Genomic DNA, 13715 nt, shown 5'->3' with positions numbered 1-13715 from the left:
CTATGAATCAAGCAATACCGCCGGACCCGCGCATTGCCAGCCTCGAAGCCGAAAACCAGGCCTTGCGCGCACGCATGGCTTTCCTGCTGGAACAGGCCGAGCGCAACCATGACATCATGTGCCGCCACCAGGCGTTCGACCTGGAAATCGTCAGCGCGTCCACGTTTCCTGAATTGATCGGCACCATCTTCCGCACCTTGCCCGTGATTTCCGACCTCGACGGTGTCACTTTGAGCCTGCTCGACGAGGATGACGATATCGTGCTGGTGATGGAAAAGCTCGGCGTCGATTTCAGCGCCTTCCCGCAGTTGCTGTTCGTGCATGCCGTGGCCGAGCTGGGTTTTGCCGCACCAAAGCCCGTGGCCGAGGGCGAAGCGGCCTTGCCGCCATCGCCGCTGCTCGGTGCCTTCGATGCTGCCGTGCATGGCCCGCGTTTTCCGCAGATCGACGCGCTGCGCAGCGTGGCGCTGGTGCCCTTGCTGCGCAACAAGCGCCTGATTGGCAGCCTGAACCTGGCCAGCAGCGATGTGACGCGCTTTACGCCCGCGCTGGGCACGGATTTCATCAAGCACATGGCGTCCATCATCGCCATTTGCCTGGAAAACGTGATCAGCAATGAAATGCTCAAATACATCGGCTTGACCGATTCCCTGACGGGTGTCTACAACCGGCGCTATATCGACCGCCGCTTGCTGGAAGAAATTGCCCGCGCGCGGCGCCAGAATTATTGTATTTCATGCATGTATATCGACATCGACCATTTCAAGCTGGTCAATGACACGCATGGCCACCAGGGCGGCGATGAAGTGCTGCGCGAGGTGGCCACGCGCATCCGCACGGAATTGCGCCGCTCCGATGCGTTGGGCCGCTTCGGCGGCGAGGAATTCGTCGTGCTGCTGATCGATGCCGATCTCGACAGCGCGACCTTCGTGGCCGAACGCATCCGCGCCAGCATCGCCGGCACCATGTTCGACTTGCCGGGCAGCGCGCAGGCGGGGGTTAGCGTGTCGATCGGCGTGGCCAGCCTGGAAGCGGACGCGGCGCTGCTGCCGATTGAAACGGTGGCGCAGCAACTGGTGGCGCACGCCGACCAGGCCCTGTACCAGGCCAAGGCCGATGGCCGCAACAAGGTCGTCAGCTGGTCGGCGCAGCGCGACTGATTATTTCAACAGCAAGGTCTCGGCTTTGGCCACGGCGTCGGCCGTGCCGCGCAACACCACCACGTCGCCGCTGGCCAGCTGCGTCTCGGGCGTAACGTCTAGGCGGCCGCGGCCGCGGCGGATGGCCGTCACAAACGCGCCGCAGCCGGCCACGTCGACCGCACTCAAGGGCAGTCCCACGCAATGCGCGTCTTCGCTGACGGTAACCGTATGCAGGCGTTCGAGCTCGGCATCGTCGCCCGCGTCGCTGGAACCGTGGAAATAGCCGCGCAGCGAGGCATAGCGTTCCTCGCGCGCCGCCTGCACCCGGTGCACCACGCGGCGCAAGGGCACGCCCATCATGATCAAGGCATGCGAAGCGAGCATCAGGCTGCCTTCCATCAATTCCGGCACCACTTCGGCCGCGCCTGCCTTCTTCAACTGGTCGAGGTCGGTATCGTCGTGGCTGCGCACGATGACGGGCAAGGTCGGCGCCATTTCGTTAAGCAGGTGCAATAACTTCAGTGCCGAGGGCGTGTTGGCATACGTGATCACGACGGCGCTGGCCCGGTAGATGCCGGCCGCCACCAAGCTTTCGCGCCGGCCCGCGTCGCCATATGACACGTTGGCCCCGGCCAGCTGCGCATCCTGCACCCGTTCCGGGTCCAGGTCCAGCGCGTGGTATTCGATCTTTTCCTCTGCCAGCAGGGTTGCCAGGCTTTGCCCGCTGCGCCCGAAGCCGGCGATCAGCACGTGTTTCTGCGATGCCATGGTACGCGTGGCGATCCTGGTCAGCGCCAGCGATTGCATCATCCAGTCGTTGGCCGCCAGTTTCATGACGATAGCGTCCGACTTGGCGATGAGGAAGGGCGCCACCAGCATCGACAGCACCATCGAGGCCAGCACCACCTGTACGACGAACGGGTCCATCAGCTTGATGCCGCCAGCCAGGTTCAGCAGCACGAAGCCGAACTCGCCCGCCTGCGCCAGTCCCAGTCCCGTGCGCAGGGCCACGCCATTGCTGGACCCGAACAGCCGCGCCAGGCCCGCGATCAGGGCGAATTTCAGCAGCACGGGACCGCACAGCAAGAGCAGCACCAGCCACCAGTTATCGAGCACCACGCGGATATTGAGCAGCATGCCGACGGTGATGAAGAACAGGCCCAGCAGTACGTCGCGGAAGGGTTTGATATCCTCTTCCACCTGGTGCTTGAATTCCGTCTCGGAAATGAGCATGCCGGCAACAAACGCGCCCAGGGCCAGCGACAGCCCGGCCCGTTCCGTGATCCAGGCCGCGCCCAGGGTGATCAGGAGCAGGTTGAGCATGAACAGCTCTTGCGAGCGGCGCTTGGCGACGATGGTCAGCCAACCGCGCACCATCTTCTGGCCGATGAACAGCAGCAAGATCAGTACGACCAGGGCCTTGCCGCCGGCCCAGGCCAGGGTTTCGGCCAGGTTGTCCGAATCGCGGGTGAGGGCAGGAATGAGGATCAGCAGCGGCACGACGGCCAGATCCTGGAACAGCAAAATGCCGATGATCTTGCGCCCGTGTTCGCTTTCAAGTTCGAGCCGCTCCGTGAGCATTTTCGAGACGATGGCCGTCGACGACATGGCCAGCGCGCCGCCCAGGGCGAACGCGGCTTGCCAGCTCAGGTGGATGTAGGCGGACAGGTAGCGCCCGACGAACCAGCCGAAGACGACGGTGGCGATGATGGTGGTGACCACCTGCGCCATGCCAAGGCCGAAGACGATGCGCCGCATGGCGAGGAACTTGGGCAGAGAAAACTCAAGTCCGATGGAAAACATCAGGAAGACGACGCCGAACTCGGCCAAAGTGTGGCTGGCTTCGTTTTCCGCTGCCAGGCCCAGCGCGTGGGGGCCGATGACGATGCCAACGGCCAGGTAGCCCAGCATGGGCGGCAAATGCAACATTCTGAAAGCGACCACGCCCAGCACGGCGCTGCCGAGTAACATCAGGGTCAGTTCAAGCGAGGAAAACATGGGTTGCCCGGTACGGTCAATGGAAATCGTTGTTTGTTGTGACTGGCAAGTTTTTTGCTTTCCTAATTCGTTTATACTTTGGGCATGAGTGTAACCCATGAAAAAACAATGCTGAAAGCTTTTGATCGAATTGACATGCAAGCGACGACCGAGCGCGCTGTCGCGCTGGCCCGCACCACCTTGCAGATCGAGTCCGACGCCATCGTTGCGCTGCACGCGCGCCTGGCTACGGACGACAGCGTGGGCCGCGCCGTGGCGCTGTTGCTGCAATGCAAAGGAAGAGTCGTCGTCTCCGGCATCGGCAAGTCCGGCCATATCGCGCGCAAGATTGCCGCCACCCTCGCTTCCACCGGCACGCCGGCCCTGTTCGTGCATCCGGCCGAAGCGGCCCATGGCGACCTGGGCATGGTTACCTCGGACGATGCCTTTATTGCCATATCGTATTCGGGCGAATCGTCCGAGCTGATGGCCATCATGCCCGTCGTCAAGCGCATGGGCGGCGTACTGATTTCCATGACGGGCAAACCGAATTCCAGCCTGGCCCAGCTGGCCGATGTGCACCTGGATATTTCTGTTGAGAAAGAAGCCTGTCCGCTGAACCTGGCGCCGACGGCCAGCACCACCGTCACCCTGGCCCTGGGCGACGCGATCGCCGTGGCCTTGCTCGACTTGCGCGGCTTCAAGGAGGAAGATTTCGCCCGCTCGCACCCTGGCGGCGCCCTGGGCCGCCGCCTGCTCACGCACGTGCATGACGTCATGCGCAGCGGCGAACGGGTGCCGAAAGTGCCGGTAGAGGCATCCTTGCTGCAGGCGCTGGAAGAAATGACGAAGAAGGGCATGGGCATGACGGCCATCGTCGATGCGGACAACCGCCCCGTGGGCGTGTTTACGGATGGCGACTTGCGCCGCATGTTCGAGCGCGTGCAGGATTTCACGCAAGTGGCGATCCGCGACGTCATGCATGCGCAGCCGCGCAGCATCGCGCCCGAACGCCTGGCCGTCGATGCCGTGGCCGTGATGGAGCAGTTCCGCATCAACCAGATGCTGGTCGTCGATGCCGACGGCAAGCTGGTGGGCGCCCTGCATATCCATGATCTGACGCAAGCGAAGGTGATCTGATGGACAGCGTAGCGGACAACCTGGCGCGCGCGGCCAAGGTCAAACTGATGATCTTTGACGTCGATGGCGTGCTCACCGACGGCAGCCTGCATTTCGGCCCGGACGGCGAGATGATGAAAACGTTTAATGTGTATGATGGCCTGGGCATCAAGCTGCTGCAGGAATCGGGCGTGCAGACGGCCATCATCAGCGCGCGCCGCTCGGCCATTACGGCACGCCGCGCGCAAGACCTGGGCATTACCCATGTGCACCAGGGCGGACACGACAAGCTGACGCCGTTTCGCGAACTGCTGGCGCTGACGGGCTTGACGGAAGAGCAATGCGGCTATATCGGCGACGACGTCATCGATGCGCCCATCCTGAAACGCGTGGGCTTTGCCGTCAGCGTGCCGGGCGGGCGTCCGGAAGCGCAGGACCTGGCGCACCATGTGACGCAGGCCGGCGGCGGCCGCGGCGCGGTGCGCGAAATCTGCGAATTCCTGCTGCGCGCCCAGGACAACTATGCGCGCGTCATGGCGCCGTTCCTGGAGTGAGGCGCACCTTGCCGCCAGTGATATTTGAAAGAGTGAAACCCTATGCGTAAGCCAGGAGGCGCCCATCGCTGGCGCACGATTTTTACCCTGCTGGGCGCGGTTGTTGTCGCGCTGGCCAGCTTTTGGCTGCTCGAAGTGATGAACAAGAATAGCCAGGATATCAAGGCCAGCAAGCATCTGGATGAGCCCGACTATTTCATCACCAATTTCAGTCTGGTGCGCATGGATCTGACGGGTAAGCCCAGCTATATCGTGTCGGGCAACAAGCTCACGCATTATCCGCTGGACGATTCGTCCGATATCGACCAGCCCTTCGTGCGCAAGCTCACGCCCGGCATGCCGCCGTTGAACATGAATGCGGAACTGGCGCATATCGACCAGGACAATACCCGGCTGCAACTGCACCGCAAGGTCGTGATCGACCGCGCGGCCAGTCCGAAGGCGCAGAACCTGACAGTCAGGACGGAGGCGCTGACGGTGTTTCCGGACGAGGAAAGAATGGAAACGGACGTGCCTGTCGATATCCTGACGGGCACCTCGCGCCTCAATGGCATCGGCATGAAGGCCAATAACGCCACCGGCGTGGTGGAAGTGCAGAATGCGCTGCGCATGGTCCTCCCGCCGAAACCGCGCCCGGCCGCGGCGGCACAATGACAGAATGAAACAAGGAAACCCTACTATGAAGAATATCTTGCTGTTGACCGTATTTTCGCTGGCCATCATGGGCGTGGCGCATGCCGAGAAGGCCGATTCCGAGAAGGAAGCCGTCATCACGGCACGTAGCGGCCACGTCGATGACGTCAAGCAAGTGCGTACCCTGACGGGCGACGTCGTGCTGGTCAAGGGCACCCTGACCATGAAGGCGGGCCGGGCCCTGATCACGGAAGACCCGCAAGGCTACCAGTTCATTACCTTCTGGGCCGATCCCGGCAAGCTGGCCACCTTCCGCCAGAAGCGCGATGGCGCGGGCGACCTGTGGGTCGAAGGCGAGGCGGAGCGCGTGGAATACGACAACAAGACGGAAGTGGTGAAACTGTTTTCCAAAGCCAAGCTGACGCGCCTGGAAGGCACGAAAGTGACCGACGTGGCCAATGGCGCCTTCATCTCGTATGACAGCCGCCAGGAAGTATTCAAGATGGAAAATTCCGACAGCGGCACCAGCACCTCCGATGGCGGCAGCGTGCGCATGGTGATCCAGCCGAAGACCAAGGCGCCCCAAGCGGAGAAAGCGCCGGCCACGCCTGCGCCAGGAAAGAAATAATGGACAATACTCGTTGCGGCAGCACCCTGATCGTTCGCGGTCTGCAAAAAACCTATGGCAAGCGGCAAGTCGTGCATGATGTCTCGCTGCAAGTCGAATGCGGCGAAGTGGTGGGTTTGCTGGGCCCGAACGGCGCCGGCAAGACCACCTCGTTCTACATGATCGTCGGCCTGGTGCCGTCGGACGGCGGCAGCATCGACATCAGCGGCGTGGACATTTCCAGCCTGCCGATCCACCGCCGCGCGCAGATGGGCTTGTCCTATCTGCCGCAGGAAGCGTCCGTCTTCCGCAAGCTGACGGTGGAAGACAATATCCGCGCCGTGCTGGAAATCCAGACCGTCGAAGGCCGTCCTTTGAAGAAGGCCGAGATCGAGGAGCGCCTGGATAAACTGCTGGCCGATTTGCAGATTGAAAAGCTGCGCGAGAACCAGGCCCTGTCCCTGTCGGGCGGCGAGCGCCGCCGCGTGGAAATCGCCCGCGCGCTGGCCACCGATCCCCGTTTCGTGCTGCTCGATGAACCGTTCGCCGGCGTCGATCCGATCGCCGTGATCGAGATCCAGCGCATTGTGCGCTTCTTGAAGGAGCGCAATATCGGCGTGTTGATCACCGATCATAATGTGCGCGAGACGCTGGGTATTTGCGACCGTGCCTACATCATCAACCAGGGCTCGGTACTGGCGTCGGGACGCCCCGACGACATTATCGCGAACGAGTCGGTACGCCGGGTCTATCTGGGCGAACACTTCCGCATGTAAGCCAATGAAACAATCATTGCAGCTGCGCACTTCGCAGCACCTGGCACTGACGCCGCAGTTGCAGCAATCGATACGCCTGTTGCAATTGTCGACCCTGGAATTGCACCAGGAGCTCGAGCAACTGCTGACGGACAATCCCTTGCTCGAGCGCCTCGACGATCCGCTCGACCGTTCGCTGCGCCTGCTGTCCGACGGGGCCTTGAGCTCCACGGCCGCGCCGGCCGAAGCGCCGCCCCAGCCGCCAGGCCAGGAGGCGCCTGCCGCGCCGGCCGAAGCGGAAACCTTTGACGGCGAGGCGGGCGAGGGCCCGGCCGCGGCGGATGGCGGCGACAGCGACTGGAGCGAGGCGAGCCGGGGCAAGGCGCCCGACGATGAAGATTCGCGCCCGCAACTCGAGGCCCATCACTGCACCTTGCGCGAACACCTGATGGAGCAGATGCGCGTGACGGTGCTCGAGTTGCGCGACCGCGCGCTGGTCGAGCTGATCATCGACGCGCTCGACGACAATGGCTATCTGGAAGAGACGCTCGACGACATCCTGGCGCGTCTGCCGGAAGAGCTGGAAATCGATGCCGACGAGATGCGCACGGCCTTGTCGCTGCTGCAAAGTTTCGATCCGCCCGGCGTGGGCGCGCGCAATGCGTCCGAATGCCTGGCGCTGCAGATCAAGCGCTTGCCGCACATCGCCATGGTGACGCGGCGCATGGCCCTCGTCATCGTGGAAAAGCACCTGGCCTGGTTTGCCCAGCGCGATTTCAACAAGTTGAAAAAAGCCCTCGACTGCGACGATGAAGACTTGCGCGAAGCGCAGACGGTAATTCGCCAGTGCAATCCGCATCCGGGCGCCGTATTCGCATCGGACGTGTCCGATTACGTGGTGCCCGACGTCGTCGTCAAGCGCGCGCGCAATGGCTGGCAAGTGACCCTGAACAACGACGTCATGCCGCGCCTGCGCGTCAATGCCATGTATGCCAACTTGCTCAAGCAGGGCAAGGGCGAGGGCGCCATGGGCGCACAGTTGCAGGAAGCCAAGTGGCTGATCAAGAATATGCGCCAGCGTTTCGACACGATCCTGCGCGTCGCACAGGCGATAGTAGAAAGACAAAAGAACTTTTTCTCGCACGGAGCCGTTGCCATGCGCCCCCTTGTGCTCCGTGAAATAGCTGATACACTGGGTTTACACGAGAGTACTATCTCGCGGGTAACAACTCAAAAGTACATGCTGACCCCGCACGGCATGTTCGAGTTGAAATATTTCTTTGGTAGCCACGTCGCCACCGAAGCGGGGGGCGAAGCGTCATCGACGGCGATACGGGCATTGATCGTGCAACTGACAGGAGCAGAAGACCCTAAAAATCCTTTATCCGACAGTAAGATTGCGGACATGCTGGGGGAACAAGGCATGGTGATTGCGCGACGTACTGTTGCCAAATACCGGGAAGCGTTGAAAATTCCGCCAGTGAGCCTGCGTAAGTGTTTGTAAGTTTTTTTCGGTTCCTCTGCGGGCCGGATAGGATGGACCGCACGAACCCGATCATCTTTAGGAGTGTGTATGAATCTCACCATCAGCGGACATCATCTCGAAGTGACACCAGCCATCCGTGAATACGTACAAACGAAGCTGGAGCGCGTGAAACGTCATTTCGATCAAGTTATCGATATCGCCGTGATTCTGACCGTGGATAACCTCAAAGAGAAAGAAAAACGTCAAAAGGCCGAAGTCAACCTGCGTTTAAGTGGCAAAACAGTCTATGTGGAAAGCCTGGCACAAGACCTGTATGCCGCGATCGATGCCCTGATCGACAAGCTCGATAGGCAAGTGATGAAATACAAAACCAAAGTGCAAGGGCACGGTAAAGAGGCGATCAAGCATCTGCCAGACAGCTCGGAAGAAGAATTCGCCCCCGCCTAAGCGGCCCGCGACTTTCAACCGGTTGTGATCAACTAAGGGCGCACATTGCGCCCTTTTTTGCGCCCCTACCTTTTGAACGCAATGTTCCTTCGCGCAGGCGCTAGAATGTTTGTACTTTCACTTCTTTCACGCCTGCCATGAGCGACTTCGTCCAGACTTCCATCCGCAACCGCACGGGGCATATCGTGCTCGACCGTCCGAAGGCCTTGAATTCCCTGTCGCTGGAGATGGTGCGCGCCCTGAGCGCGGCCCTGCTGGCCTGGCGCGACGATCCGCAGGTCGACGCCGTGGTGATCCGCTCGAGCAGCGAGAAAGCCCTGTGCGCAGGCGGCGACATCCGTTTCTTTTACGATGCGGGCCTGGCCACGCCGCAAGGCGGCAGCGCCTTGCTGGAAGATTTCTTTACAGAAGAATACGCGTTAAATCATGTGATTCATTTCTATCCGAAACCGTATATCGCCGTGATGGATGGCGTGGTGATGGGCGGCGGCATGGGCGTGGCGCAAGCCGGGCCCGGCAACCGCTTGCGCATCGTCACGGGCCGCACGCGCATGGCCATGCCTGAAGTCAATATTGGTTTGTTTCCCGATGTGGGCGGCAGCTATTTCCTGTCCCGCCTGGCCGGCCAGCTGGGCCTGTACCTGGGCTTGACGGGCTTGACGATCAGCGCGGCCGACGCCCTGTACACGGACCTGGCCGATGTCTACCTGCCCGAGGCGCAGACGGGGGCGCTGCTGGCCCTGTTCGAGTCGACGCCGGGCGAGGCCTTGCCGGTGGCCATCAAGGCGCTGGCGGCGCCATTCCAGGCACAGGCAGGCGTTTCCTCGCTGGCGGCGGCGCGCGCGGCGCTGGACCGCCATTTCGGTGCGGGCTCCGTGGCGGCCATCATGGCTTCGCTGGCGCAGGACGACAGCGCGTTCGCCGGCAAGGCTTTGGCGGCCATGCGCCTGCGCTCACCCTTGATGATGTCGGTGACTCTGGAATTGCTGCAGCGGGGGGCTCACTTGGGCGTGGCCGATTGTCTGCGTCTGGAGCGCACGGTGGTGCGCCATAATTTCGAGCATGGCGAAGTGCTCGAGGGCGTGCGCGCGCTGGTGGTCGACAAGGACAATGCGCCGCGCTGGAATCCATCAAGCCTGGACGAGGTCGACGCGGCCATGGTGGCGCGCTTCTTCGCACCCGTCTGGCCGGCGTCAGCGCATCCGCTGCGCCACCTGAATTAACTAGCTACGTTCGCGGTGGCGCAGGACCACCCGTTCATTCGGGCCGAAGTATTGCGCCAGCCGTTCCGCCATGTACACGGAGCGGTGCTGGCCGCCCGTGCAGCCTAGGGCCACCGTCAGGTAGCTGCGGTTGTCGGACTTGAATGACGGCAGCCATTTCTCGATGAAGGTGCGGATGTCGGCCAGCAGTTCCAGCGCGCTCGGCTGCGCGTCGAGGAAGGCGATCACGGGCGCGTCGCGGCCGTCGAGCGGGCGCAGCGCCAGGTCGTAATACGGGTTCGGCAAGGCCCGCACGTCGAAGACGAAATCGGCGTCCAGCGGCACGCCCAGCTTGAAGGCGAACGATTCGAAGAACAGGGTCAGCGGCGCGCGTTCGGACGCGACGATATCCTTGATCCAGGCGCGTAATTTGTTGGCGCTCAGCTCCGACGTGTCGATCACGTGGCCCAGCTGTTCGATGGCCGACAGGCGTTCGCGCTCTTCCGAGATGCACTCGATCAGTGTGCGGCGGCTGGCCGGATTCTGGTTCGGGCGCAATTCATGCGACAACGGATGGCTGCGCCGCGTTTCCGAGAAGCGCGCCACCAGCGAATGCGTGGTGGCCGTCAAAAACATGACCTTGACGTCGTGCCCCTGGTCGCGCAGCAGCGCCACATTATGCGGCAAGCTGACGAGCGACTCGGCGCTGCGCGCATCGACGGCGACGGCCAGTTGCGGTGTACCTTCGTCGAGCAGGGTTTGCACCAGGCTGGGCAGCAAGGCCGGTGGCAGGTTGTCGACACAATAGTAGCCGGTATCTTCCAGCACATTGAGCGCGACGGATTTACCGGAGCCGGATATTCCGGTGATAAGGACGATATGCATAGCCCGATCATACAATAAAGATCGGTACTCTGCTCCAAGGCAATTATCTTTACAAATTATTGCAATTTCATATGTGTATTTCGTAGGTCGGCTTAGCGCAAAGCGGTGCAGCAGGGAATTCATGCAGCATGGCTGCGTGCCTGCGTAACGGTCCTCGCTTGCAAGCGAGGGCTCCTGCCGACACCCGCTAACAATGTCGTCGGATTACGCGGGGCCTTGCCCCGCTAATCCGACCTACGTGGCTAATCCCCGCTCATTGCGAGTCTTTGTCTTTCCATGAACTCCTGCAAGGTATCGATGCCGCGCAGCTGCAAAATCGTATTGCGCACGGCCGCTTCCAGCAGCACGGCGATGTTGCGGCCGGCGGCGACGGGGATGACGACCTTGCGCACGGGCAAGCCCAGCACGTCTTCCGTGGGGAACAGGAAAGGCAGGCGCTCGACTTCTTCTTCCAGCGCGTTGCGGCGCACGAGGTGCACGATCAGTTTCAAGCGCATCTTGCGGCGCACGGCCGTTTCGCCAAAGATGGCCTTGATGTCGAGTAAGCCCAGGCCCCGCACTTCCAGCAGGTTTTGCAGCAGGGGCGGGCAGCGCCCTTCGATCATGTTCGGCGCGATGCGCGAGAATTCGACGGCGTCGTCTGCCACCAGGCCGTGGCTGCGCGAGATCAGTTCCAGCCCCAGCTCGCTCTTGCCCAGGCCAGAATCGCCCGTGATCAGCACGCCCACGCCCAGCACGTCCATGAACACGCCATGCATGATGATGCGCTGCGCCAGTTTTTTGGACAGGTAGACGCGCAGAAAGTCGATCACTTGCGCGGCCGGCAGCGGGGTGGAGAACAGGGGAATGTTTTGCTCGTCGCAAATGGCGAGGATGTCGGGCGGCGTTTCCAGCCCCTGCGCGATGATCAGCGCGGGCGGACCGCCGGCGATCAGCTCGCCGATCACGTGGGTGCGCGTATTGACCTTCAGGCGCTGATAGTAATTGATTTCCTGGTGGCCGAAGACCTGGATGCGGCCCGGATGGATCAGGTTCAAGTGGCCCACCTGGTCGGCGGCCGACGAGACGTCGCCCGAGATCAGGCGCTCGCCGCCGGGGAAGCCGGCGAACCAGCCCAGTTGCAGACTTTCACGATTGTCGTCGTACAGGCGTTGTATCGTCAGCGGCGTTTGCAACATGGCAGTCTTCTTCAGGAGTGGAGGAATACCTGAAGTTTAACCCGCCGCTTGCAGACTGGGTTGCCAATTGACGATGCGCGAGTGCACGGATTTCGGTTCCGGATCCGTGGCCAGCGCCGTGCGGAAGGCATCGTCGGAAAACATTTCGGCGATTTCCGACAGGATTTCCAGATGTTGCTGGGTGACATGATCGGGAATCAGCAGGAAAAACAGCAGATTGACGGGCTTGCCATCGGGCGATTCGAAGGGAATCGGCTCGGCCAGGCGCACAAAGGCGCCCAGCGGCGATTTCAAGGTTTTACTGCCCTTGACTCTGCCATGCGGCACGGCCACGCCATGGCCCAGACCCGTCGAGCCCAGGCGTTCGCGGGCAAACAGATTGTCCGAAACGGTAGAGCGGGCGATGCCGTAATTGTTTTCGAAGATCAGGCCGGCTTGCTCGAAGGCGCGCTTTTTACTGGAGACTTCCAGATCCAGCAGGACGTTTTCGAGGGATAGTATTTTGCTAAGATTAGTCATGACACTCAATGAAATGGTGCAATGCGCAGAGGGCTTGCGAGCCGAATTATAGGCCTGTTTCGGCGGCCTGTAACGCCAATTCTCAACAGTATACGCCCGCTACGGGCGCAGTGGGCGCTACAGCCCACGTGACCATCATTTTAGCAAAAAAATAACATCGGCGTGTATCGGCTATTTCCTGATTAAAAACACGCGGCGCGCCGGTTTTTCCGCCGCCGAATGCCGATTTTCCAATTTTTCAGCGTCTGTGACATGCTCTGCGGCACTACTGCAACGTTGTTTTAAAACACAGCCAACATTCCTGTTGGCATGGTTTTGCGGTGTTGTGCGTGTTACTGGCGCGCGTTGCGCAGATTGCCCGGCATCGCTCCCGTGCTGAAGTTGCTGCGCCATGGATTGATATCGAGGCCGCCGCGGCGCGTGTAGCGCGCATACACGGACAGTTTTTGCGGCTTGCACTGACGCAAGATATCGACAAAGATGCGCTCCACGCATTGCTCGTGGAATTCATTGTGCTCGCGGAAACCGATCAGGTAGCGCAACAGGCTTTCCTGGTCGATCTGCGGCCCCGCATAGTCGATCTGCACGCTGCCCCAGTCGGGCTGGCCCGTCACCAGACAATTTGATTTGAGCAAGTGCGAAACGAGTTTTTCTTCCACGGGCGCTTCATTCAGGGCAGCTTTCAGCAGCAGCGGCGAAGGCGTGTATTGCGTGATTTCCAGGTCCAGGCGGTCGAGCAGCACGCCGTCGAACTCGCCCATTTTCAGCTTGCCGAAATCTTCCTGCAAGGTCAGTTCCACTTGCACGGGCGCGCCGAAACCGTTCGATAAATCCTGCTTGAGCAGGGCCAGCAGCGCTTCGGGGCTGTCCAGTTTGGTCTGGTTGAACGAGTTCAGGTACAGCTTGAACGATTTCGACTCGATGATGTTCGGCGAATCGGCCGGCGCGCTGACCTTGGCGATGGCCACCTGCGGCTTGCCGCGCTGGTTCAGCCACGACAGTTCGTAGGCATTCCAGATATCGAGGCCAAAGAACGGCAGTGTGCCGTGCAGCTCCAGCTCGTCGCGCTTGCCCTGGCGCGGAATCGGAAACAGCAATTCCGGCGCGTAATCGGTGCGGTAGGCGGAGCTTTTGCCCAGGGGAGATTGTCCGGCGAGATCGTTGGTGGTGGTCATGGTCGTGTGGCGTGAATTCAGTCAAGGACGCATGGT

General features: G+C 61.3%; 14 protein-coding genes. 9 read left to right on the top strand and 5 right to left on the bottom strand.

All coding sequences use genetic code 11. The annotated features are described in order from the left end of the window. Positions 1 to 2 precede the first annotated feature (2 nt). Positions 3 to 1160 (top strand): GGDEF domain-containing protein, encoded by a 1158-nt coding sequence (locus ACQ4WO_RS21070; RefSeq protein WP_436483114.1) that lies wholly within the window; start codon positions 3 to 5, stop codon positions 1158 to 1160. Here the strand turns inward: ACQ4WO_RS21070 and ACQ4WO_RS21065 are convergent, their stop codons facing one another. Next, positions 1161 to 3140 (bottom strand): monovalent cation:proton antiporter family protein, encoded by a 1980-nt coding sequence (locus ACQ4WO_RS21065; RefSeq protein WP_436483112.1) that lies wholly within the window; start codon positions 3138 to 3140, stop codon positions 1161 to 1163. Positions 3141 to 3224: 84 nt separating this feature from the next. On the opposite strand from ACQ4WO_RS21065, the gene ACQ4WO_RS21060 reads away from it, so the two are divergent. The 8 genes from ACQ4WO_RS21060 (at position 3225) to ACQ4WO_RS21025 (ending at position 9943) form a co-directional block, all read left to right on the top strand. Then, positions 3225 to 4259: a KpsF/GutQ family sugar-phosphate isomerase gene (locus ACQ4WO_RS21060; RefSeq protein ID WP_374106893.1), complete on the top strand. Its 1035-nt coding sequence runs from the start codon at positions 3225 to 3227 to the stop codon at positions 4257 to 4259. Further along, entirely contained in the window at positions 4259 to 4792 is a 534-nt protein-coding gene (locus ACQ4WO_RS21055; protein ID WP_046681707.1) for a KdsC family phosphatase, read from the top strand. The genes ACQ4WO_RS21060 and ACQ4WO_RS21055 overlap by 1 nt, the downstream gene beginning before the upstream one ends. A gap of 42 nt (positions 4793 to 4834) precedes the next feature. Next, positions 4835 to 5446: an LPS export ABC transporter periplasmic protein LptC gene (gene lptC / locus ACQ4WO_RS21050; RefSeq protein ID WP_139092212.1), complete on the top strand. Its 612-nt coding sequence runs from the start codon at positions 4835 to 4837 to the stop codon at positions 5444 to 5446. A 25-nt stretch (positions 5447 to 5471) separates the two neighbouring features. Next, positions 5472 to 6053: a lipopolysaccharide transport periplasmic protein LptA gene (gene lptA, locus ACQ4WO_RS21045; protein WP_128141118.1), complete on the top strand. Its 582-nt coding sequence runs from the start codon at positions 5472 to 5474 to the stop codon at positions 6051 to 6053. Beyond that, complete coding sequence (gene lptB / locus ACQ4WO_RS21040; protein ID WP_034753325.1) at positions 6053 to 6808, top strand: LPS export ABC transporter ATP-binding protein; 756 nt, start codon at positions 6053 to 6055, stop codon at positions 6806 to 6808. The genes lptA and lptB overlap by 1 nt, the downstream gene beginning before the upstream one ends. A 4-nt stretch (positions 6809 to 6812) precedes the next feature. Next, the gene (locus ACQ4WO_RS21035) at positions 6813 to 8291 is read left to right on the top strand and encodes an RNA polymerase factor sigma-54 (RefSeq protein ID WP_072457685.1); all 1479 of its coding nucleotides are present in this window, start codon (positions 6813 to 6815) and stop codon (positions 8289 to 8291) included. Between the two features lie 69 nt (positions 8292 to 8360). After that, entirely contained in the window at positions 8361 to 8720 is a 360-nt protein-coding gene (hpf, locus tag ACQ4WO_RS21030) for a ribosome hibernation-promoting factor, HPF/YfiA family (RefSeq protein WP_086139003.1), read from the top strand. Between the two features lie 137 nt (positions 8721 to 8857). Then, the gene (locus tag ACQ4WO_RS21025; protein ID WP_436483109.1) at positions 8858 to 9943 is read left to right on the top strand and encodes an enoyl-CoA hydratase/isomerase family protein; all 1086 of its coding nucleotides are present in this window, start codon (positions 8858 to 8860) and stop codon (positions 9941 to 9943) included. On the opposite strand, the gene rapZ is transcribed toward ACQ4WO_RS21025, so the two are convergent. The 4 genes from rapZ to queF form a co-directional block, all read right to left on the bottom strand. Continuing rightward, positions 9944 to 10807 carry an RNase adapter RapZ gene (rapZ, locus tag ACQ4WO_RS21020; RefSeq protein ID WP_436483107.1) on the bottom strand — a complete coding sequence of 288 codons (864 nt, stop codon included), beginning with the start codon at positions 10805 to 10807 and terminating at the stop codon, positions 9944 to 9946. Between the two features lie 242 nt (positions 10808 to 11049). Then, the gene (gene hprK, locus ACQ4WO_RS21015; protein WP_034753337.1) at positions 11050 to 11985 is read right to left on the bottom strand and encodes an HPr(Ser) kinase/phosphatase; all 936 of its coding nucleotides are present in this window, start codon (positions 11983 to 11985) and stop codon (positions 11050 to 11052) included. 36 nt (positions 11986 to 12021) lie between these two features. After that, complete coding sequence (locus tag ACQ4WO_RS21010) at positions 12022 to 12504, bottom strand: PTS sugar transporter subunit IIA (protein ID WP_034753339.1); 483 nt, start codon at positions 12502 to 12504, stop codon at positions 12022 to 12024. A gap of 332 nt (positions 12505 to 12836) precedes the next feature. Next, a complete protein-coding gene (gene queF, locus ACQ4WO_RS21005; RefSeq protein ID WP_436483105.1) occupies positions 12837 to 13679 on the bottom strand; it encodes an NADPH-dependent 7-cyano-7-deazaguanine reductase QueF in 843 nt (280 codons plus the stop codon). Positions 13680 to 13715: the final 36 nt, after the last annotated feature.

The organism is Janthinobacterium aestuarii, assembly GCF_051380835.1.
GTDB classification, from domain to species: domain Bacteria; phylum Pseudomonadota; class Gammaproteobacteria; order Burkholderiales; family Burkholderiaceae_D; genus Janthinobacterium; species Janthinobacterium aestuarii.
The sequence above is the reverse complement of the archived record's forward strand: the minus strand, read 5'-3'. Positions and strand labels throughout refer to the sequence as shown.